Here is a 22,006-nt window from a genome sequence, read left to right as displayed (position 1 = left end):
TTGTGCCTTGGGGTTACAGTTACGATTACATAAAGTACATACAAAAGCAATGATCTCCAAACCTCTATGGTGAAAGTAATATGCTATTAATCCGGCTTAGCTGAGTGTTAGCTGTTCACAGTCAACCGTCAACCGTCAACCGTCAACCATCAAATGATCAAAGAGTTTCTCAAGCGGAACAAATCCCTTCATCGCAGGGTTAAGCTCTATAAGCGTAGACAGCGCATTATTCGAGATCAGCCAAGGTGGGATTTGGTCTTGAAAGGGTCTCTAAACCAATGGCAAAATGCCCTAAAGGCTGCCCAAACTGGCACTAAGATTCTGGTAGCTACTAGTGTGGGTGGGGAAATTCATTCCATCACTTTAGAAAGTCTACTAGCAGTAGGGTTAACCCTCAGGGGTGCTCAAGTTCACATTTTGCTCTGTGATGGTATTTTACCAGCTTGTTTTTGGTGTGATGTCAGTTTTTATCCCAAACAGGATTTGTTTGTAAACCATGGTCCTAAACGTGACTTGTGTAACGACTGCTTTCCCCTAGCCGATCGGATCTATAAGCCCCTAGGATTGACTATTCATCGCTACAGTGACTTTCTCACAGATACAGATTACCAACAGGCCAAGGAGATAGCTAGTAGTCTCACGATTGCTGAGATTGAAAAGTACACCCTAAATGGGGTAGCTGTGGGGGAACACGCTTTAGCAGGAGCTCTGCGATTTTATGCTCGTGCTTCTCTGGAAGGGGAACCCAATGCTGAGCCGATTCTCAAGCGTTACTTCCAAGCAGCAATCCTGACCACTTGGGCGACCCGTCGGTTGCTGCAAACCGTTAAGGTTGAGTGTGCTGTATTTAACCACGGCATTTATGTTCCTCAGGGGTTGACTGGTGAAGTAGCCCGTCAGGAAGGGGTGCGGGTGGTCAACTGGAATCCTGCTTATCGCAAACAATGCTTTATCTTTAGTCACCATGAAACCTATCATCACCAGTTGATGTGGGAGCCAGTCAGTAATTGGGAAACTATACCGTGGACTTCCCAGATGGAACAGCAGTTGATGGACTATTTGAAAAGTCGCTGGCAAGGAACTCAGGATTGGATTTGGTTCCATGAAAGTCCTCAATTTGACCTGACCAAAATTACTGATGCGGTAGGAGTAGACTTTTCTCGTCCTTGTATTGGGTTACTGACTAATGTGATGTGGGATGCTCAACTCCATTACCCAGTTAATGCTTTTCCTAATATGCTGGAATGGGTATTGACAACTATTCGGTATTTTGCTAAAAGACCAGAGTTACAGTTGTTAATTCGGATCCACCCAGCAGAAATTCGAGGGACTTTGCGATCGCGTCAACCCTTGTTTGAAGAAATTCGTCAGGTTTTCCCCACTCTCCCTCCAAATGTGTTTGTCATTCCCCCAGAAAGTCCCGTTAGCACCTATGCTGCTATCCTCCAATGTAATGCTGCTCTAATCTACGGCACTAAAATGGGCGTAGAGTTGACTAGCATGGGTATACCTGTAATCGTTGCAGGAGAAGCGTGGATTCGTAATAAAGGCATCACTATGGATGCGAGTTCTGTAGAGGAGTATGTTAAGTATTTAGATCAGTTACCCCTAGGGGATGGCTTACCTGAGGCAATCATAAAACGAGCAAGAAAGTATGCCTATCACTTTTTCTTCCGCCGCATGATTCCCCTAGAGATGACCACCGAAGCTAGTAATCCATCGGAATTTAAACTTCAGGTATGTGATCTCAATGAATTAATTCCTGGTAAAAGTAAAGGATTAGATGTTATCTGTGACGGCATCTTGACCGGAACAGAGTTTATATATACTAATTAGTTAATTACCAAGTACAAATTATAATTCTACTTGGTAATTAACTAATGATTACACTATGATCAAAATTGCTGTTGATGCTACACCAATCCGCCATAGGTTAAGTGGTATTGGGATGTATGCCTTAAATTTAATTCAGGCACTCCATAAGCTACAAGGTCAGGAAGACTTTCAGTTAAGCCTCGCCTATCAACCAAGTGTAAGAAAATGGTTATCTCGTGATTGGTCATTTCTGGAAGTGCTAACTAGGCATTTAGAGATTAAGAATATAGAGATTAAAACTATACCGTTACCGGTTACAATCTCTAGTTTACTAGCCACTATACCTAATCCAATCTTACCTTATTGTGAGCAATACTTAGGCAATCCTGATATCGTTCATGGTACTGACCATGTCGTTTATCCCTGTCAAAAAAGCTTGCGGGTGATGACGATTCATGACCTAACCTTTATTAAATATCCTCAGTATGTTAACTCAATTGTTAAAAGCTATACTGCTCGGGTTAAACAATGTTTAAGGTGGACTGATTTAGTAATTACTGTTTCCCAGTCTACTAAACAAGATATCGTCAATTACTTAGGAGTGAATCCTGACAACATCCAAGTTATTCCTCAAGCTAGCCGTTACTCTACTCTAGATTTACCGAATACACTAGATTTACCGAATACCAAGGTGGAGTCTGGGCTGACATCAGTTAATTACGACTTCGCCCAACCCTATATTTTATTTGTGAGTACTCTTGAGCCCAGGAAAAATATTAATACTCTGATTGCAGCATTTAATTATTTAAAACAACGGCATCAAATTGATCATCAGTTAGTACTGATTGGGCAAAAAGGATGGTCTTATGAATCTATTTTTGCCGATATGGCTAGCTCCCCTTGGAAACACCATATTCATCATCTGGGCTACTTATCGGATCAACTGGTAGCCTGGTTTTACTCAAATGCAGATGTTTTTGTGTATCCTTCCTACTATGAAGGGTTTGGTCTACCTGTCTTAGAAGCGATGACTTTGGGTGCCCCTGTAGTTACCTCTAATACTTCATCCCTGCCTGAAGTAGCGGGAGATGCCGCAATTTTAATTGACCCTAATCAGCCTATTGAATTAGCAGATGCTATGGTCAAGGTGATCAGTAATTCTCAATTCCGGGAGGAATTGATTAGAAAGGGTAAGGAAAGAGCAATGCTATTCTCTTGGGAGAGAACGGCAAGGGAGACTCTCGCAGCCTATAAATTTTTGGTAGGAAAGGGAAGAGGCAGAGGAGTACTTGAGAGATTGAGCATTCTAGATAATTAGTGGGATTATTCATTAAATCATTAATTACAATGGGATTTACCTTGGCCAAAAGGCCACGCTACGCGAATGGTCACACTACGCGAACGCATTTCTGTTGAACCTAATTACTCGGTAAACTCCGCCTCAATGCCCATTGGAATGTGAAGTCTCAAGTGTGAAATGTGAAGGTTGGGTTGTTTATTTGTTCACCTTTGGCCTCCCTGATCCTTCACAAGAATGAAACAGCCCTAGAGGCTTCAGCCGTGGGAGGATGTCAAATACCCATGTTCTAGGAGAAATTCCGGGGACATTTCATCCATCGCTTCAGCAGCTGGTACTCGATTACCCAGCAACTTATCGACATATTTCCCTAAAATGTCACTTTCAATATTCACCCAATTGCCAGTCCGTAAGTGGCTAAGATTGGTATGGGTGTAACTATGGGGAATCACCGCTACTTTGAACCAACTGCCGTTGGGGTCACACTCAGCAATCGTTAGGCTGACCCCATTGACAGCAATGCTACCCTTAGGAACAAGATAACGGGCTATCTTATGCTGCCACACATCCGTCAAAGAAGCTGGTGCTGTAAAGCACATTTCCCAGGAGTTTGGTGTTTGTAAAGATTGCGTTAAGCAGCCAATACCGTCAATGTGACCCGTGACAAAATGACCCCCTAGCTTGCTACCCACACGCAAAGACGTTTCCAAATTAACGTAGGAGGTTGTCTGTAGCCGTTGTCCGAGGGTGGTGCGCCCCTGAGTTTCATCAGAAGCAGTGGTCGAGAAGCCTGTGGGCAAAACTTTCTCTACCGTTAGGCAAATTCCGTCCACTGCTACACTATCACCAGGTTCTAAATCCTGTAAGATAACATCCATAGCATCAGAGGTACCGGAGACAATAAAGCGATCGCTTCCGATTGGTCCAATTGTGCCGAGGGCTTGAATTAATCCTGTAAACACTGTTGTTTATACTGTTCTTCTGTAAGCGGATGAACTGGTGCAACTAGACTGTTAGTAGGAAAAGAGCTGGCATAGGTTTGTGTTTTTTTAGTGAAGTGGCCAAACAAATTTCCTGAGACTAAGGCATACTTGGAGAATACAATCTTGTTGATCTCACCGAATTGGATTCTCAAGGGCTGATCTTACCGTTGACCGGTAACATGACAAGAACAGATCTGGCAAGCGCAAGTTTCGGTGCCCGTCTGTACAGTACTAGTTTACCGCTTCGCTTTGATGCCCCTGATGCTGACCGTATTCTAGAGGCTAAGCTGATGATTGAAATGAGAGTTGCTGGCATTGCAGTAGATACTGTAACACGTAGCCCCATCGTGTTACTGAAAGATGTCTTAGATCGGCGTGCTCTGCCAATCTATATTGGGCAAGATCAAGCAAAGGCAATTATCAGTGCTTTGGAAAGACAAACGCCACCGCGTCCCCTGACCCATGACCTCATGGTCAATTTTCTAGAGGAGTGGAACATAACACTCGATCGCGTTATAATACACTCCCTCCAGGATAACACGTTCTATGCCAGCCTCTGTGTTAGTCAGGGTGAGACAAAGAAAGAAATTGATGCTCGACCAAGTGATGCCATCTCGATCGCCCTGCGTACTGGCAGTCCGATTTGGGTGATGGAAGAAGTTATTGCTGATGCTTCAATACCTGTAGACCAAGATAAGGATGAAGAGGAGCGTCGAGCGTTTCGGGAATTTGTCTCTAATATCCGCCCAGAAGATTTTCTCCACCGTGGAGGATATAGCCGTGGTACCTAAAGCCAAAAGATTGGGATTAAACAGAAAAATTAACGAGCGAGAGTTAGCCACCTAATTTATTGGGTGGGCAGCGAACGCGCCCCGCGTGGCCAAAGGCCAGCGTTCCGGGATTTATCAAGGGCTTTCGTGCTAGAATAGAATCGTGAGTAAGAACAAGGTTGGTTACGTTGATTTTTTGCGCTTTACGGTGAGATTCCGGCCAGGTGGAGACGGGGAAAATCCTACGACCATGTTACAGGCAAGTAATGCAGCAAAAAGTAGTAATTTATTGCCCTGACTTGTTGGTACAACCACTCCGAAAGCTATTCCAATTAAAAGTAAATCCACAGGTTAACTTTTTAGTTAATCCGAGGGAGGTAGGGCAGTTTTGAGTCTGCCACAACGGTACAAGCTGGAATTATTTTCTGGCCAGTATTGTAAGCGTCGTGGAGCGCGGTTTTAACCCGCGTAACGACACGACTCTTAGAATCCACGCGATTTCAATCCGTGGAGAACTCAAGGGATTTAACAGCAACAATATTTGAATTGCTCTGTCAAAAAATTATTGAGATGTTTCTGAAAGCCTTACCATTTCGGCGTTTGTGGTAGTTTTGCTGAGGCTCTAATCCCGATGCTCTACCGCAATTGAGCGTGGGAAAAAATGGATATATCCCAAGCGATACCCCAAGCGATCCCCCAAACTATAACCGAATACACATCGATAGCAATCAACTGAGTTTTTTGCGCAACTGTTTTTTCGGCAACATTTTAACCAAAGATGTGATAACCAAAGATTTGATTATTTCAGCAGTTGGGGAACATGCGTTATCGGCGGTTTGGTAAAACTAATCTCCAGCTTTCAGTATTTTCTTGCGGCACCATGCGTTGCTTAGCATCTGAGTCAAATGCTCAGAAGACAGTGCAACAGGCAATCGATCAAGGAATTAACCACTTGGAAACTGCCAGGGGTTACGGCAAGAGTGAAGAATACCTTGGTAATATCCTGAAAGCTGGATTGTCACTACCACGAGACCAGCTATATATCACCACCAAGATTCCACCAACCCCTGATGCTGATTTGATGAGTCAGTGGATTAATGATTCCTTAGAACGTCTACAGCTCGACTATATCGATTGTTTAGCAATTCATGGCATTAACACTGAGGAGCATCTGTCCTGGGTAAAGTCCGACAGCGGCTGTATGGCAGCTGTCCAAAAAGCCGTAGCCCAGGGACGTATAAACCATGTTGGTTTCTCAACCCACGGTTCAATAGAAGTGATTCTAGGGGCAATTCAGACAGATTTTTTTGAATTCATCAACCTGCATTACTATTACTTCTTTCAACGCAATGCTGCGGCGATTGAATTGGCTAATCAGAAGGATATGGGGATATTCATCATATCTCCTGCTGATAAAGGAGGCAAACTCTACACCCCACCACCAAAGTTAGAGAAACTGTGCCATCCCTTCTCGCCACTGGAACTGAACTATCGGTTTTTATTAAGCGATCGCCGCATTACCACCCTTAGTATTGGACCGGCTAACCCAGATGAGCTGACCCTGCCTTTGAGTGTGGCTAACCGAGATGAGTCTTTGAGCCCAATGGAAGTGGCAGCATTCTCTCGTTTGGAAACCCAATTGAACAATGCTCTAGGAACTGACCGCTGTAGTCAATGCTATGCTTGTCTACCTTGCCCAGAAACCATTAACATTCCAGAAGTCTTGCGGCTGCGCAATCTTGCTTTGGCTTACGACATGACCGAGTTTGGTCAATATCGCTATCAAATGTTTGAAAATGCTGGTCATTGGTTTAGGGGGGTCAAGGGAAACCGTTGTACCCAGTGTGGTGACTGTCTTCCCCGTTGCCCCGAACAACTGGATATTCCTTCCTTACTCTCTGATACCCACCAGCGTCTTAATGGTTCTCCTAGGCGTCGTCTTTGGGGATAAGGTTAGTTGGTTGTTCGTCCAAGGCGATTAGGTGTAGGGTAGGTTGAAGGTTGAACGCGATTGCGTGGCCATTCGCGTAGCGTGGCCAATAGGCCAAGGCCAAGGTTGAAGGTTGAAGGTTGAACGCGATTGCGTGGCCATTCGCGTAGCGTGGCCAATAGGCCAAGGCCAAGGTTAGTTGGTTGTTCGCCTTTGGCGTTCGGTGAAGGGTAGGTTATTTGGTTGAACGCGATTGCGTGGCCATTCGCGTAGCGTGGCCAATAGGCCAAGGCCAAGGTTAATGGGTATCACTATTGATTTGACTGATGCTTTAGTGCATTCCTATGGATAAAAGAAACAACGTTACTAAAATAAATCCGTTTTACCTTGTGCCTTGTGTGTTGTGCCTTGTGTTTCTAGAGAGCTGTTTTCTGGTTGGTTGGAAGCCTAAACCAGTTTTAGCTCAAAAGACTGTAGGAGTGCAGCCGGACACAGAAGCTGTGAATTTAAATGTCCTGCAGCCAGAGAATCTTCCTACTGATGGCTCTGTGATTACTGCTGATACTATCTCTCAAACTAAGCTCACTACTCCGAGTTTCTGGTGGGCTGATGAACAGTTTGGCGGTAAGCTACTGGATAATTGGTTAGCTTATCCGAGTAAACGCCGGGTAGATTTGGTAGTGAATCGCCAACTCTGGAGTCTGCTTAACTATCTCGGTAGGTATGCTTTTATTAACAAAATGGGAAACGTTGCCAGAGAGTATGACTACAATACCAGAGTATTTAACCAGCGAGGAAAGCCTTTAGGAGCTTATACCTGTGATGGTAATTCCATGTGCCAGGTGGAGGTATGTATTCCTGGTCAAGTACCTTTAGCTGGCAAAGTCTCCGCCTTTTGCCAGTTATCACAAAACTAGAATAGGTAATTGTCAAGTACTTCGCATTTCTTTCCACAAGGATTCATACTGCTTTTCTGTAGACTCTGGTAAGGGATGGAGAAATTCACACTTGTCCAGAATTGCTGCTTCTGGCAGCAGTAGATGATTAGATTGGATATCTTGTGGCAGCGTATTTCTTGGCATCTTAACCAGAATCGGGGAAGCAGCATTAGTCAGTAGAGAAATTTGGTTGGCTGATTTGCTATCCCAGCAAAATTTAATCCACTCTTTGCTTAAATCCGACTCAGAGTTACTTTCTGAGGAGTCAGAAGCAGAGCTTACTGATACGGGTTTTACCCATACATCTGACCACAGGGCTGTTCCTGACTGAGGTACCACTGCCTCAATTTGGCGATCGCGTGTTCTTAGTGCCAGGATATCGGTAGACCAACCCACTGCAACCCAGGTATCCCCCAAAACTAGAGGTTTTAGGTAGTGATCCGAACTGTAGAATTTAACCTGTTTAGCCAGTTGTCGAAGTGCTGGTTTCAAGTCTTTGACTTGATTTAAATCCTGTTGATTATAGGATAAGCCTAGGTTTTTCAAGGTTAAACCAATCACTTCTCGGGAGTGGTCTAATACAGAAATGCGATCGCGTAAAGACTCACGCCACAAGTCACTCCAATCGGTAGGAGTCCAGCCTAAGGCTTTGAACTTGTCACGGCGATAGGCAATCACGGTAGCACCCCAGCGATAAGGAGCACCCCAAACTTTTCCTGAATTGTCTAGCTGACCAGTTTTGTCACGTTTGACGAGTTTCTGGTACTCTGGCGGCAGTTGTTTCCATCCTGACAACGTTTCTATGTTCAAAGGTTGGATCAATTCCTGCTCAATGGCTAACTTTAGCCAATAATCTCCTAAGGTAACTAAATCAGGACTTATCGGTTTCCTAAACCTAATCCAGCTCAAATCTAGGGGAAACCAATCTTGGTTATTCTTGGATTTGCCTTGCTCTTTCAAGGTTTTCAGGAGTTTGAATAAAGCAGATAGTTGTTTCTCCGGGTCAAAATTTAGCTTAGGCCGTAGTGTTAAGGTCTTACGAAATTCACCCAACAGCTGAACTGGGATTGAATTTTGCAACAGCCTTACCTTTAAAGAGGCTTGTTGTCCAGTACAACCAGATGCTAACTGACTAAGGGCTATGGTACTAGCACCTAGTATCAAGGAGCGTCGCTTCATAAGTATTTCTGAATTTCCTCTGGTTACCAACTCTTTGACCTTAATCTACATTGGCTCAATAGTAATTACGATAGCTATTACCAATTAATTGACTTTTGTGATCTCTTAGACCAACAGCCATCTGCTAGATCTAGTAAATCTAATCAATTAACAACTACTCATAGTCTGGTTAACAAAACTAATCCAAGTCAAGGGCTAAGGCATCTGAATCTAATTTTACATCAATGTAAAAAAAATTGACATCAATAATAGTTATACTGTTATTAATTTAAGTTTATTAAGAGTAAGCACGATCAAAAGAACGAAAACACCAGCTTGGTCTCCCTTTTCCTGCCTCTCCTCCCCCTGAACACACAGTCCTGTTTCAGAGCTAACTCTAAAAAATCTAGATCTGTAAGATAGAGTGATCGGGAGATAGAAATATCCAGATCAAGCAGTTAATGCACTGATTGGTTATCTTGTCAACTTCGATTACTTGACCATCTCTCTAGGAGTTAGATCAGGTAATGACATGGGCAAAAATATCCGTACGTTATGTATTAAAAATCACTAAGGCCAAGGAATTAATTCCGAAAAAACCGATTGTGGTAATTGTGGTGCGGAACTTGGGATAAAAGACAATTATTAATTAAGGTTGAATTAATCAGGGTAAATATTAAGATATACAACGGCTATCTGGCATTTTTGAAAAAATTACTCTCGAAAACAGACTCTAAGGAGTTTAGAGCGGATTTTTGACATATTCTTGACAATAGTTAAATAAATCAGCAATTCATCGGATTTTAATCCTTAAGTGACTAGGATAAAAAGAGAACTAAGTTATGGTAGTTTAAAATCCTATGGATGAATATCAAAATCAAATCATGGCTCTAAGTGATAGAGTAGATACGCTGTGCGAAGCCATCGAAAAACTCAGTTTGAAGGTTTCAGAAGGTCTTTCTGAACTCAAAAATAGTTCAAGGCAGGAAACTGAGCAATCTCAGCCAACTGGGCAACCGATACCCCGGACCCACGAAAGTCAAAGTGCCATTAACCTACTGACCCAACATAAAGATGTGCTGATTGATAGTAACTCCGGGCTAGGTAGTTTCTCTAGCAATAGCAACAATAATATCTCTGCCGATATTCAAGTCCAACGCTTAACTGCCCAACTTACAGCAGCCTACAATCGGATTGCTGCCTTAGAAGAACAACTCCTAGCACAGCGAATTCATTCCTAATTGCCAGTCTTCTCCAGATTAGCCTCAGGGTTCAAGGTTAATAGCTAAAACAAATCAGTGCCTCTGCCAAGGATTTTCTAACTAACTTGGTCAGACTGTAAAGTGTTTTTTAACTGGCTCCAACAACAATCACCTCAGAGAAAGACCATATTGCTCCACCAAGTTTTCAATGGCTTGAAGTAATTCAGCCGAGTTCCAACCCTTATAAAGGTGGGCTGCGATCGCACATCCTCCAGCACCCACACCTTCCTTGACATATCCTTGCTCATATGCCTGTAGCTGAGGATAACGAGACTGGGTAAAACTCAATTGTGTTGCCAAAAGGGGTACACTCCCAATATCTTGTGCTAATCCAACCGTGTCACCAGTCGAGTCTTCTGCCACCCAGCGAGTTGTTCCCACAACTACTTGTGCTGGTTGCCATGCTAGGGAATTACCCTCAGTAATACTGGGGTAAGCTAAAACCGACTCTGCCAATGCCTGTGCTAAGGTATAAACCGCTAGCATTTGGGTACCACCAGCGAGTAAAACGCCACAGCGACGACTAGCTGCCATTGCCATACCTGCTGCGGCAATTTGCATCGGATCTCCCACCGCTGCCACTAGCTTTAAGTGATCAAGTGGTGAGGGGGTGAGGGGGTGAGAGGATGAGGAGGTGACGGAGTATAAAGGTGCGGGGTGGTAGGGGTGAAACGGTGAATTTTTCTTCCTAGGTTCGCTTTCAGGAAGCTCCCCGGCTCCCCTACCCCCTAACCCAGCTCGTTGTAACCCCAGCTGCACCACGTCCCATTTTTGACCATGATTGCACTGGGGATGGCTACTGTTAACCTTGCCAGCTGCATCAATCCCCAAGCCAGTGAGCAGGCTAAGTGCGGTGGTAGTTCCCCCAACCACACACTCACTAATAATCAGATAGCTATCACCAACCACACTTGCTAGCTTTTCTCCCCACTGTAAACCTTGCTCAAATAGTCGTTTGACTGTTTCCAGGGGCAAGGCATTGCCAGAAGTTAGGCAGTTAGCAGGAATACCACCTAAGTCAATCGCTGGTACTGTCGGAGGGTGAGGTAAACCAGCATTGAACAGATAGATCGGTAGGTTAAATGCCTCAACTACAGCACGGGAAATAAAGACAGGGGATACTCCCACAGTTAGAGGAGGAAGGGGATATTGAGGTTGGCGAGTAACTCCATTGACCAAAAACTCAGCATCTGCGATCGCAGTATACTGACGATCATCTGGGGTAGCACCAGCAGCAGAAATGCCTGGAATCAACCCAGTAGCAGTGAATCCTAAAATACAAGCAAATACCGGTGAGCATCCCTGATACTGCTGTAACCACCGTTTTCCCTTTACCTGCTGGGTATAAACTCGGATCATTAGTCCTTAATCCTTAGTCCTTAGTTCTTATATGAAATAGAAAAAACATACTACACTACAGATTAATTGTGGTTAAAGGTAACAGTTAACTTTGGATAAGGTTACAGAATCGTTTTGTAAAAGTAGCAAATTAAAGAAGTAAATTTAAATAAGTAACTATTTAACTAGTTAATAGTACTATTTTTACACACACCTTTTCACACACATTAGTTAGGGATATAATTACATAAATTTCAATAATATAAAATAACAATTGCCATACTTGACACGGGCATAAACTGAGGTAAATGTAATCGATAAAGCTTAAGCTCTAAGCTCCAAGGGCTCAGAGCTGATTCAGAGCTGATAACTATTTGCGGAAAGCCTATCCCTCAAGTAGCGCGTAAGCTGACGGTTCAAGGTGTAACAAAAAGTATCTTATGAATTACAAGTGATCAATTACTAATAGCTCAATCGTAATCCAGCAAAACTTTTACCCAGTTTGGTGGTCTAGGAATCGGGTTTCCTAATCGGTCGAGCATTAGTAAGGCTACAATATGCACCACGAATAAATAAATGGCATTATTGATAATAATCATGACTACAGCCAGGGTTTGAACTAGAAATAGACTGGGCTGAAATAGCAAGCCCAGCTTTACAAACCACCAATCCAATAATCCTGTCACCTGGGTCATCACGTAAACCCATAGGTCTTCCCCCAATAGAATTGAGAACAACCAAAACCGAAAAAAGAAGCCTATTGTACCAATTAGCGTACCCATGCTAATGGAAAGCAGCCAGCTAGCTCGACGTTTCCACAAAGCTCCCAGTTGCACCCCCATCAGACCATAAGGGACCAAAAAGATAATACTGCGAGTTACTCCCATAAGCACTGATAGTAACAACCCCGAAACCAGTGCTGCCATCCAGGATGCCCTACTGCCCCTCCTTAGGTAAACTAAAGCAATCGGCACTGGGAAAAACATTTTGAGTATTGGTCCTAGAGGAAAGTAATAATTAATCAGCCAAATCAAGCTGGCGGTACTGGCCAGAAACGCTGTTTCTACCATGGTTATAGGTGTCTTAGCTCTAGGGTTTAGACCATTACCCAGGCGCTGTGTGTTAGCAGAAGTGGATTGTTTGTAGACTGCCCTAGGTTCCCTCTTTTCTAGTGGGTGATTTGGCTGCCCAGTTAATTGATCCCCCATCTCAGTTACATCAGCATTGCTCTTAGGGAATTCCGTTGTTGATTTTGTGGGTTTGTTTTTAGATTGGGCAAAGAGATCTTGTGAAGCCGCTTGACCATCATCAAAAGAATCACTCATGCAAATTTAGTAACCTCTTGAGGAAAGGGACAGATGATAACAGAAGAGATACTGTTAAAGTACCCTTGCATCTTAGCCCATCTCAAATTTCTCCTCATTTGGAGATACCTTATATATCAAGACTAGATAATCATCTTTTCTAGAGCAGGCAGATCACAGATAAAAAGGGTATCCTGATCCCGCAGGATCAAGCCTTTCTTCTCCAGCCTTGTCAGGACTCGTGTGACCGTCTCCCGCGCCAATCCACTAAGGCTACTTATCTCTCGATGAGGTAAGTTAGGAATCTCAGTTCCTCTTTGTTTCAATTTGCCTTGTCCTTCAGCTAGAAACAACAAGGTGTCTGCCACTCGTGAGGTACTATCTGACTCCCGCAAGCGTAGGCGTCGGTTAACCTGACGCAGACGCTTTGCCATCAACTGAGCTAAGTGGACACCAGCCAAAGGTTCCGTATGAATTAACTCAGTAAAATCCTGAGCGGGTATACTACCAATGGTTGTAGGGGTCAAGGTAATCACATCTGTTGAACGAGGTACTTCCTCTAACGCTGCCATTTCACCAAAGATTTCTCCTTTCCCAAGAATATTGAGGGTCACTTCCTTCCCATCCATGTTATAGGTGCGAATCTTTGCCCAACCATCTAAGATGAAATAGACAGACCCCCCCCAGTCATTCTCAAGTAAAATCACTCGATTTGCAGGATGGCTACGGGTAACCATATTAATAATGGCTTTTTTGACACTAGAATCTGGTAAGCCAGCAAAAAAAGGAGTGCTAGCCATCGAATCATGAACATTAGAGTTAACTTCAGATGAATTGTATCGGTCTTCCATGGGATCATGAGCGCTTCGTAAACACCTTGAATAGATAGATGATCCGCTGTCAAATCACGTGAGTCAGGGAGTGTGCCTGTGTCAACTAAAAGAAGCCAATGAAACAGATCTGCTTAACCTCACCACCTTTGGTAGACCAACGACAATGACTGATGTGAGTGAAATTGCCTTGACAAGCCAAGATGCTACTGGAGCTAAACTACTTGCAGTAAGCTGAGGTAGGTTAATTCTGGTAGAGGGGTTGGCAAGAATCACATCGGGTAAGTACAGTTATTATGCTCCATGATGAACAATTTGTAATAGTTTGGTGACTCTGGCAATTTAACATTAGACACAGGGGGCTGACTCTGACTCCTGTATGACTCAATTTGTTCTCGTCAAGGGTTTCAAAGTGACTGCTCAAACCGACATTCAATCTCTGATTGCTGATATTGACCACATCCTCCATAAGCCTGACTTTCCTCTACCATGGTTCAAGTCTGGTGACCTAGCGGCTGCACACCAGGTTTTGCGGAAAGTTCGTAGCTACCTAGTTTCCCAACAGCAAAAACTAGGGGTAGAATCGGACAAGACAAGTACTACAGTCACCCCATCTCAGACGGGAGTAACCACATCTGTTCAGGAGGGAGTGCAGCAAATCCTGCGAGCGGTTAATCAAGAAATGAACCTTCTACGTACCGATTTGACGAAACCATTGCAGCTAGAGTTAGAGGCTCTACAGCAACAGCGGGAGTCTCTGGTACGAGAAATTCAGCATTTGGAGAGTACCAAGCAACAGCTGGATTACTATACCAAACAACAAACTGCAAATGTGCAGTTTGCTTCAGACTTCTCACAAGGGCTAATCAACCGCCTTGTCGAAAGCTTGACGCAAAAGCTATCTCAAATTTTAGCGAATTGGGAAGCTCACTTAAAAAAGAATCCCACTAGTGACGACTCAATCAACCGATTGCCTTCAAATCAGGACGAGATTGTTGCTGTAGTCGAAAGACAAAAGGTTATTGAGCAACTACAGCAGCTTCAAAAACAATCTGATCAACTCATACAGAATATAGATCTTAACCAACGGTTGACTTTTGAGACCCTACAAAGAGATCTTCAAGGTTACCAGCAGTCTTTATCTCAGGAACTTGAAAAAATGCACAGCTTAGGCATGCAGGGAGAAATGTTGTTTGCTGCCTTTGTGAATCGTCTAGCTCAGCAGTTAGGACGAGAAGCTTCAAGCGTATGGTCTTCCTCACAACAACCACCGGATGTACAGGTTCAAGTTGAGGATAAAGATAGCTTTCAATTACATCCGGAAACCTTATTGTCCAAAAACTCTCTGACTATGACTGAGGTGGTGTCTGACCGTTCGCGTAGCGTGGCCAAAGGCCAATCAGATTTGAATCAGGAACCACCAATGGATTGGTTAACAGGAGAGTTGCCTCAATCGTGGGGTATAGGATTGTCTGAAGAAAATACACCATTGCGTTCGCGTAGCGGCTCGTACCGAGCATCGCGTAGCGTGGCCTACGGCCAATCGCACTTAGCCGATGGTACCCCAGAGTCCCAGAAGACATCTCGAACCAATGACTCCCTTGACCATTCAGAAGCCATTGCTACTATTAATGCGTTGACAGATTTGTGTGAACAGATGGTTGACACTCCCCGGTCATTAGACGCGGGGATTAGTTAAGAATCCATAAACGAATCTTACAGGCGTAGTCAAAGCGCCCCTACTGAGTTCTGTCAGTCACTTCAATCCCAACAGTTCCCGCTACTTTTCTTGCAAAAATTATGCTTTCGAGGTACTACCACGCTTGCCAGTTCGGTACGCTCTGCGATCTGCAATTATTTACCCGTTCACAAGAGGATTAGCGCAATGTAATCGTTGTTCGCGTAGCGTGGCCTTTTGGCCAGGGTCGGTATCTTTCCGGTACTAGAGTCGCTTCATCACGTAGGCGTCTGCCTTTACTCACATCATCATTATTATACATTTTTTTTGACGGCAGTGCGAGGGATTGCTCGCACTGCCGTGTCGCGTTTCCTCCCCGCTTTAAAAAGACGGGGCTACCACGAGGGGCGCGTATTTCCTTGTTCGCGCAGCGGGGCGTCAGCCCTTAGCAATCCGTGGGACGCTGTTAATAGACTCGGATGAAGCGCGTCTGTTCTGTTTTCGGTAAATTATTGAAAATTACTGCCAAGCTGGCAACATGGCTAAGCTATAGCCGTGTTTACTTATCTGTGATCTGAAATCCGCTTTTATAGCCCCTTTTTAGCCCAGTCAAGAGGGAAGTTGCGGCTAGATAAGTTTGGGTTTACCTGCCTTTCACCTAAGGCTTCGCCCCATGACTTGATTATAAAGGAGGTTTTTAACCTGGATTTGGTCTCAGAGGTAGTCTTGACGGATGTCTACCTAGCAACTTAACATCAATTGGATTATCTTTACCTCTAATCATTTCCATTCATTGCTTGATTCATAATAGTGAACTATTATTACCAAAATTCAGACAGGAAGTCAATTAATTCAACCCCAATTCACAATTCCTTCACGAATTCGTCCCTAAAATGTTAAATTTCAATGAAATGATACAAAATATACTACTCCTTTTTTGACAAACCAAAATACTATAATCAGAGGCTTCGATTAAAAATTATTAATAAGGCGGTCAATAAAAATGACAAGGTCATCTACCTATATATAATTTACTTTTTTTGAAAAAATATCGACATTAGCGGGAACTTTTAAAGTTTTCAGCGGTCTGGTTAATAGACTATTTAGTTTACAACAAAGACTTTAGGGTTAGTGGGTGCCTACCAAATATTTTAAAAAATGGCAGGAGACTCTTCCGTAAAGTTTGGGCAAAAACTACCTAAGCAAGTTAGCTTACTTGAGCATAACTGTTCTATCAGCCTGGGGATTTCAAGCAATTATTCCGTCGTTTAATCAACTTTAGATAACTAATATAAAGCCGTGATTATCTCCAAGTCTTCTGCTTATACCTCGGTTGATTCACAAATTTGGGATAAGAGAATCCCAAGTTGTTTATTTAAGCAAGAGGTTCATCAGTCTGCCAACAGTAATATCAAACGATTAATTGATATTATTGGAGCTTTGGTTGGATTATTAATTACCGTGAGCATTGCAATTCCCATTGCGATCGCTATCTCGATATTCGATCCCGGCCCATTATTTTATAGTCAGATCCGTTGTGGTCTAAATGGGAAACCCTTCCGAATCTGGAAATTCCGCTCAATGATTGTGGGTGCAGACAAACTCAAGCACTTAGTAGAAAACCAAGCTAAAGGTCATATATTCAAAAATGAAAATGATACCCGTATCAGTCGGATCGGAGGCTTTCTACGCCGCACCAGTCTTGATGAATTTCCCCAATTCTGGAACGTCTTGATCGGAGAGATGAGCCTAGTCGGAACTCGTCCTCCTACCTTTGATGAAGTCATGGGCTACAACCGCCATCACTACAAGCGTTTAAGAGTTAAACCTGGAATCACCGGTGAATGGCAAGTCAATGGTCGTTCAAAGGTGACTGACTTTGAAGATGTGGTTCTTATGGACTTGGATTACCAACATAAGTGGTCTATCGGCTACGACCTGAAGCTGATTCTGAAAACTATGATGGTAATCTTTAATAGACATGGTGCTTATTAAGCTCAGTTTATAAGCTGTTAACCTAATACTACTAAATCTGGAGTATTAAATCGGGGTTGAACAGAATGCTTAAGCTAACCCCATCTACAATGTTTGATTGAGAATGTTTGATTGAGGTGGGGTTCGCTTAAGCCAATAAATACGTATCCTTAACATATTAATTAATTAATTAATTACAGGATAACCACTGCTATTTTTAGCAGTCAAATTAATCCTATTTTGCCAAGATTTACCGAACCATGTTGATAACTGCTATAAACAGACCAATAAATACAGTGGAAGTATTGAATGGTGAGACAAGTTGAGGAATAATCACTTTCATGCTCCCTAGGAGAATAAAAATTAACGTTGATGTACCGGGATAAATCCAGGAAATCAATCTTAATAGGTCATATTTATTTTTTAATGGAGCCTACGGGAATTGAACCCGTGTCCGCCCTGGTTATTTACTTATCGCTCATTCACAGGCATAGCCCCTTTAACCCTCGGAGCGGGGATCATCCATTATCCCGGATGACAGGATGCTTTGGTGAAGTCTTAGCTAGCAAACCGACCAAAGACAGCTTACTAGAGCATCCGTTGGGGTTAAGTCCGTAGTCCTTAACGGAGTCAAACTACAGACGCTCGAACCTGTTTATAGGTGTTTAGGCAACAGCAGGTGCAGCCTTACGAGCAAAAGGAACGATGTTGTTCGCAGTTACAATTTTTTTGAGTCCGGTATTTGCGAGAGAAGACTCACTCTCGACCTGAATCACGGGTCAGCTTTCACCAACACGTCGAAACCATTAAGGCCCCTTGCAGTTATCTGTTTTCTCTATTATAGTCAATATTTCAAAGTAGCAACTACCAAATACACATGATCCTCTTGTGTGATCCCCAATTGCAAAATTTCTTTAACACTGTTTAGCTGGGTAAATCCCCGCCTTGTATCAGGACGGGGGTTTACGTGAACCTCTTAACTCTTGCTGCTTAGGATTTCTTCGATCGCTTGTCGTTCTGCTGGTTCAGTGACAGGCAAACTCTGGCGGGTATCAGTAATCAGCCAATCTAGGGCTGCCGCCTGAACATCAATAGCCGCACCAGTCTTATCAACACAATAGCGTCCAAACACTAGCTTATCCACTAGACGTACTCCGGCTCCAAGGCGAGAATATTCAAAAATTACGCTATTCTCAACGGTTGCTCCGCTACAGATCCAGCAATTGGGACCAATCATAGTTGGTCCGATAATCTTTGCCCCATCTTCGATGTGGGTCATAGCACCAATGTAAACCGGACCTTTGATATCTACTTTGTCCCAATTCACCGCCACATTTAAGCCAGTATAGATTCCGGGAGCGACTTCTTTGCCGGGAATCGGTACATTGTTGATTTCTCCAAGCAGTACACCTCGAACAGCTCGCCAGTAATCTGGCACTTTACCAATATCAACCCACTGGAAATCCATTGGCACCGCATAGAAAGGAGCCCCCGTTTCCACAAGTTTGGGAAATAGTTCGCCGCCAATGTCATATTCCTGACCAGAGGGGATATATTTAAAGATTTCTGGCTCAAAAATGTAAATTCCTGTGTTGATATTGGTACTGAGGGCTTCCTCCACTGAGGGTTTTTCTTGGAAAGCTTTGATTCGACCACTTTCATCTGTAACTACGACACCGTAGCTAGAAACCTGTTCTCGTGGTACAGGTTTTGCCACTAGGGTAGCAATTGCTCCCTTTTCTTTATGGAACTTAAGTGCTTCGGTCAAGTCCAGGTCAATCAGGGCATCACCACAGAGCACCACAAATGTATCATCAAAGAAGGGATAAAAGTCCTGGATCTTACGCATGCCACCAGCTGAGCCGAGGGCTTCCCCAACCAGTTGACCATCGACAATGCGACCTTCAAAGGAATAAGAAATTTCAACGCCAAAGCGTTGCCCATCTCGGAAATAGCTTTCAATTTCGTTAGCCAAGTGAGAGACGTTGACCACAATTTGGTTGAAGCCATGTTGTCGTAATAGTTCTAGTAAAAACTCCATTACTGGTTTTTGCAGGATGGGAATCAATGGCTTGGGAATAGTGTAAGTGATAGGGCGAACGCGAGTTCCCTTGCCAGCTGCCAGAATCATGGCTTTCATGTATCTTTTCTCCTTAAACTAAATCCATAGAGGTTGATGTGGGCAATTGAGTACGATTCTAACTAGTCCTTGAACTCTCACCCACTATTAGCACAAGGCACTAAAGTCCCTAACTTGTTTTCATCATTGCTGCTATTACACAGCGGACTTGCAAGCTGCGATTTTCTTTAACCTATGCTTTGAGTGATGCTTTAAGTGACCCCAGCTGAGAATTCCTGGTTTCCTGACAAGGCTAGTTGATTTTACAACCCCCCGCTTTTAAGCGTGGGGTTCATGACTCCAATTTACGGATTTTTAGATCTTGGTAGAATTCCTCTTGGCATAACTCAACCTTAGACTGAGCAGATAACAATAGCAGTCCCCAGAAAACACTAACTCTGTCCCCTATTGGTGATTCAATAGGAGTGATTGCTGTTTCTGTGTCAGCTTTTCCCGACATCTTGGCTGTTCCGAGTTTATCCTCCTGGTAAGAAGAACCAACGGAAGTTGATGCAACAGATGATGGGGATAACGTCCACCACTCTAACAACTGATTTAAATTCAGCCAATCTTTGTCTGCCGCTAGCTCATACCAGTAGCGGCATAGAAATTCCTCCAGCCGTGTGGCAATCTCGGTCAGGTTTTCATCGTGAGCTAGATGGGCAATACGAGCTGCCTGACTACGGGCACTAGAGCGAGTCCCTTTTTTAGGGGAAGGTAAGGGGTTTTCACCCAGTTGGGCTGCCATCTCCTGCAACTGTTGAATTAGCTCTGGCAGGGTTACTGGGCGTCTTTTAGGGGGTCGGGCAGCAGAGCGACGGCGTAGATGACGTTCTAGATTGCGAGGCAAGCCTCTATCTCCCCTGCCATCAATTTCCTCGGACTCATCGAGTTCTTCGGATTCCTCCAACTCCTCCGGTTCTTCTAAACGTTCCAAGGTATCGGCTTTCAGTAGAACTAGCATGGATGCCCATAGAAACGCTTGCCCAGACTGAGACAAGTCCGTGTCACGGTATCCAAGTTCTGGATCACTGTCTAATGCTAGTGTACTTAGATAGCGGTCAATGAGATCAATTACCTGAACATCCCATGGGTCAATTTCTCCCCGCTGTGCCACATCAATGAGAATAGCGATCGCTTCGGTAGCAGGTGTTGTAGTCATCTATAGGATCAAGTCAATAGACTAAAGATATATAGCCATGTCTTGTTTGATACTGTTGGTCAATTAACTGACAGCAGGACTTACACAAAACTGGGCACCAAACGCTATAAGCTATAAGTAGTAGGGTGACTCTACAAGTAAAGTTATTCCGGAAGTCCTGTAAGGGGTGACATCAAGTCCGGTAGCATCGATATTGTTATGATTTGGAGGGAGGACAAATAGGAGAACGAAAATCAGGAAGCGTAAATTTTACCTCTTGAATTTTCACTGTTGTAGAGACCTTGAATACAACCTCTGAAACAAACAGGATTTATCTGAAAAGAAACCATAAATTTGCTATTTTTCGGCATTATTAAATGGTAGCAGTTATATTCGTCTATGGGCAGTAAAGTTTACTGCTCAAATAGAACAACTTACTGGCGCTGTTGGTCTTGTATGTACTTCTTAATAACTTCGATAGACCCACCGAAACGGTACAAACGCCCATAGCTTTTATTCCAAAGCGTAGGCAGTCTAGAGCGAAGTTGGGGGAATTATTTTGATATATAGAAGACATCCCTTTAATGTTTGACTGCTTTTTGACACTCCCCGGTCTAAAGACGCGGGGATTCTTGGATCAACGACCCGACTTGCTGTGACAGGTTTGCACCAATCACAGTAGAGGTCAGATCTCCCCCAGCTTTCGGATCTAAGATCCAGGTTCCGGTGTGCCCCACCGTACCCAAGGCTCTTTTGAGGATGTTGTTCGCGTAGCGTCGGCTTCGCCGAATCGCAGCGTTGTGGTCTCTATCCAGTTGGCAACCGCACTTGCAGGTGTGAGTTCTGGTTGACAATGATTTTTTGACTACTTCGCCACAGTTGGAACAATTCTGGCTAGTGTAGGCAGGATTCACTGCAACAGTGACCCTACCAAACTTTTCGCCAAAATGCTCTAACCATTTCCTAAATTGATACCAACCTGCATCATTAATAGACTTGGCCAGACAGTGGTTTTTCACCAGATTTTTAACTCCTAGGTCTTCATAGGCGACCAGGTCGTTAGACCGGATTACGCAACGCGCCGGAGACGAAACCTTAGAAGAGTGCAGCCTTACAACAAAACCTGTCACCTTTGATGCATAGCCTACCAACTTGCTTTGGCTGCACTCTTCTTGCGGTAACTTCTAACCAGTCTCTTCGCGTGTTCTTCACGTTGCCTACTTATTCTAAGGTGCGTTCTGCCTAATCTATTAATAGCTTTCTTACGGTTAGCAGAGCCTTTATTGTTAGAGTCGATGTCCCCTATTAAGGGGAGCACCTCTCCTTCAGAACCGTGCATGAAGTCGGGTAAGGTTTGTAGATTACTCTACTCCCCTCCCCTAAGAACCGGACTTGACAGTTACCCATCATCCGGCTCAAGCCTTACTTCAAGCCTTCTGCTTGGTTTTCTTTTTGCCATGAAGAAGCTT

General features: G+C 43.7%; 17 protein-coding genes, 1 other RNA gene and 1 pseudogene. 8 read left to right on the top strand and 11 right to left on the bottom strand.

The genetic code is table 11. The features are described from left to right. Window positions 1–153 precede the first annotated feature (153 nt). Together F6K51_RS24715 and F6K51_RS24710 are read left to right on the top strand one after the other, a co-directional pair. Window positions 154–1,836: a capsule biosynthesis protein gene (locus F6K51_RS24715; protein ID WP_293025192.1), complete on the top strand. Its 1,683-nt coding sequence runs from the start codon at window positions 154–156 to the stop codon at window positions 1,834–1,836. A gap of 55 nt (window positions 1,837–1,891) precedes the next feature. After that, window positions 1,892–3,133, top strand: a complete 1,242-nt coding sequence (locus F6K51_RS24710) for a glycosyltransferase family 1 protein (protein WP_293025190.1) — start codon at window positions 1,892–1,894, stop codon at window positions 3,131–3,133. Window positions 3,134–3,369: 236 nt separating this feature from the next. On the opposite strand, the gene F6K51_RS24705 is transcribed toward F6K51_RS24710, so the two are convergent. Continuing rightward, the gene (locus tag F6K51_RS24705; RefSeq protein ID WP_293025188.1) at window positions 3,370–4,074 is read right to left on the bottom strand and encodes a riboflavin synthase; all 705 of its coding nucleotides are present in this window, start codon (window positions 4,072–4,074) and stop codon (window positions 3,370–3,372) included. Window positions 4,075–4,385: 311 nt separating this feature from the next. Here F6K51_RS24705 and F6K51_RS24700 point away from each other — a divergent pair, with 311 nt between their 5' ends. Both F6K51_RS24700 and F6K51_RS24695 read left to right on the top strand, forming a co-directional pair. After that, window positions 4,386–4,886 (top strand): bifunctional nuclease family protein, encoded by a 501-nt coding sequence (locus F6K51_RS24700; protein ID WP_071108071.1) that lies wholly within the window; start codon window positions 4,386–4,388, stop codon window positions 4,884–4,886. A gap of 799 nt (window positions 4,887–5,685) precedes the next feature. Beyond that, window positions 5,686–6,816 (top strand): aldo/keto reductase, encoded by a 1,131-nt coding sequence (locus F6K51_RS24695; RefSeq protein WP_293025186.1) that lies wholly within the window; start codon window positions 5,686–5,688, stop codon window positions 6,814–6,816. Between the two features lie 2 nt (window positions 6,817–6,818). Here the strand turns inward: F6K51_RS24695 and F6K51_RS24690 are convergent, their stop codons facing one another. Then, window positions 6,819–7,091 carry a hypothetical protein gene (locus F6K51_RS24690; RefSeq protein WP_293025184.1) on the bottom strand — a complete coding sequence of 91 codons (273 nt, stop codon included), beginning with the start codon at window positions 7,089–7,091 and terminating at the stop codon, window positions 6,819–6,821. Window positions 7,092–7,205: 114 nt separating this feature from the next. On the opposite strand from F6K51_RS24690, the gene F6K51_RS24685 reads away from it, so the two are divergent. Then, entirely contained in the window at window positions 7,206–7,712 is a 507-nt protein-coding gene (locus F6K51_RS24685) for a hypothetical protein (protein ID WP_293025182.1), read from the top strand. A 12-nt stretch (window positions 7,713–7,724) separates the two neighbouring features. Here F6K51_RS24685 and F6K51_RS24680 read toward each other — a convergent pair whose 3' ends face one another. Then, entirely contained in the window at window positions 7,725–8,912 is a 1,188-nt protein-coding gene (locus F6K51_RS24680; protein WP_293025180.1) for an extracellular solute-binding protein, read from the bottom strand. Between the two features lie 839 nt (window positions 8,913–9,751). Here F6K51_RS24680 and F6K51_RS24675 point away from each other — a divergent pair. Further along, window positions 9,752–10,132 (top strand): hypothetical protein, encoded by a 381-nt coding sequence (locus F6K51_RS24675; protein WP_293025178.1) that lies wholly within the window; start codon window positions 9,752–9,754, stop codon window positions 10,130–10,132. 129 nt (window positions 10,133–10,261) lie between these two features. Here the strand turns inward: F6K51_RS24675 and F6K51_RS24670 are convergent, their stop codons facing one another. From F6K51_RS24670 to F6K51_RS24660, 3 genes are all read right to left on the bottom strand, one after another. Next, the gene (locus F6K51_RS24670; protein ID WP_293025176.1) at window positions 10,262–11,512 is read right to left on the bottom strand and encodes a nicotinate-nucleotide--dimethylbenzimidazole phosphoribosyltransferase; all 1,251 of its coding nucleotides are present in this window, start codon (window positions 11,510–11,512) and stop codon (window positions 10,262–10,264) included. Between the two features lie 449 nt (window positions 11,513–11,961). Beyond that, complete coding sequence (locus F6K51_RS24665; RefSeq protein WP_293025174.1) at window positions 11,962–12,816, bottom strand: DUF2232 domain-containing protein; 855 nt, start codon at window positions 12,814–12,816, stop codon at window positions 11,962–11,964. A 122-nt stretch (window positions 12,817–12,938) separates the two neighbouring features. After that, window positions 12,939–13,646, bottom strand: coding sequence for a Crp/Fnr family transcriptional regulator (locus F6K51_RS24660; RefSeq protein ID WP_293025172.1), 708 nt, complete (start codon window positions 13,644–13,646; stop codon window positions 12,939–12,941). Window positions 13,647–14,037: 391 nt separating this feature from the next. Between F6K51_RS24660 and F6K51_RS24655 the strand changes: the two genes are divergently transcribed. Continuing rightward, window positions 14,038–15,324: a hypothetical protein gene (locus tag F6K51_RS24655; protein WP_293025170.1), complete on the top strand. Its 1,287-nt coding sequence runs from the start codon at window positions 14,038–14,040 to the stop codon at window positions 15,322–15,324. Between the two features lie 178 nt (window positions 15,325–15,502). Here F6K51_RS24655 and F6K51_RS24650 read toward each other — a convergent pair whose 3' ends face one another. Further along, window positions 15,503–15,625 carry a hypothetical protein gene (locus tag F6K51_RS24650; RefSeq protein WP_293025169.1) on the bottom strand — a complete coding sequence of 41 codons (123 nt, stop codon included), beginning with the start codon at window positions 15,623–15,625 and terminating at the stop codon, window positions 15,503–15,505. A gap of 1,037 nt (window positions 15,626–16,662) precedes the next feature. Here F6K51_RS24650 and F6K51_RS24645 point away from each other — a divergent pair. Next, window positions 16,663–17,298 carry a sugar transferase gene (locus F6K51_RS24645; RefSeq protein ID WP_293025210.1) on the top strand — a complete coding sequence of 212 codons (636 nt, stop codon included), beginning with the start codon at window positions 16,663–16,665 and terminating at the stop codon, window positions 17,296–17,298. Between the two features lie 403 nt (window positions 17,299–17,701). Here the strand turns inward: F6K51_RS24645 and ssrA are convergent. From ssrA to F6K51_RS24625, 4 genes and pseudogenes are all read right to left on the bottom strand, one after another. Next, window positions 17,702–18,093, bottom strand: a transfer-messenger RNA (tmRNA) gene (gene ssrA, locus F6K51_RS24640). 160 nt (window positions 18,094–18,253) lie between these two features. Beyond that, a complete protein-coding gene (locus tag F6K51_RS24635) occupies window positions 18,254–19,417 on the bottom strand; it encodes an NDP-sugar synthase (protein ID WP_293025167.1) in 1,164 nt (387 codons plus the stop codon). Window positions 19,418–19,688: 271 nt separating this feature from the next. Next, on the bottom strand, window positions 19,689–20,558 hold the full coding sequence (locus F6K51_RS24630) for a segregation/condensation protein A (RefSeq protein WP_293025165.1): 870 nt from the start codon (window positions 20,556–20,558) through the stop codon (window positions 19,689–19,691). A 593-nt stretch (window positions 20,559–21,151) separates the two neighbouring features. Then, window positions 21,152–21,819, bottom strand: a pseudogene (locus F6K51_RS24625) (transposase); the annotation flags it as partial. Window positions 21,820–22,006: the final 187 nt, after the last annotated feature.

Origin of the sequence: Moorena sp. SIO3I8, from assembly GCF_010692325.1 — a bacterium.
Taxonomy (GTDB): domain Bacteria; phylum Cyanobacteriota; class Cyanobacteriia; order Cyanobacteriales; family Coleofasciculaceae; genus Moorena.
Note: the sequence above shows the minus strand (reverse complement) of the source record. Positions and strands in the feature narration are given on the sequence as shown.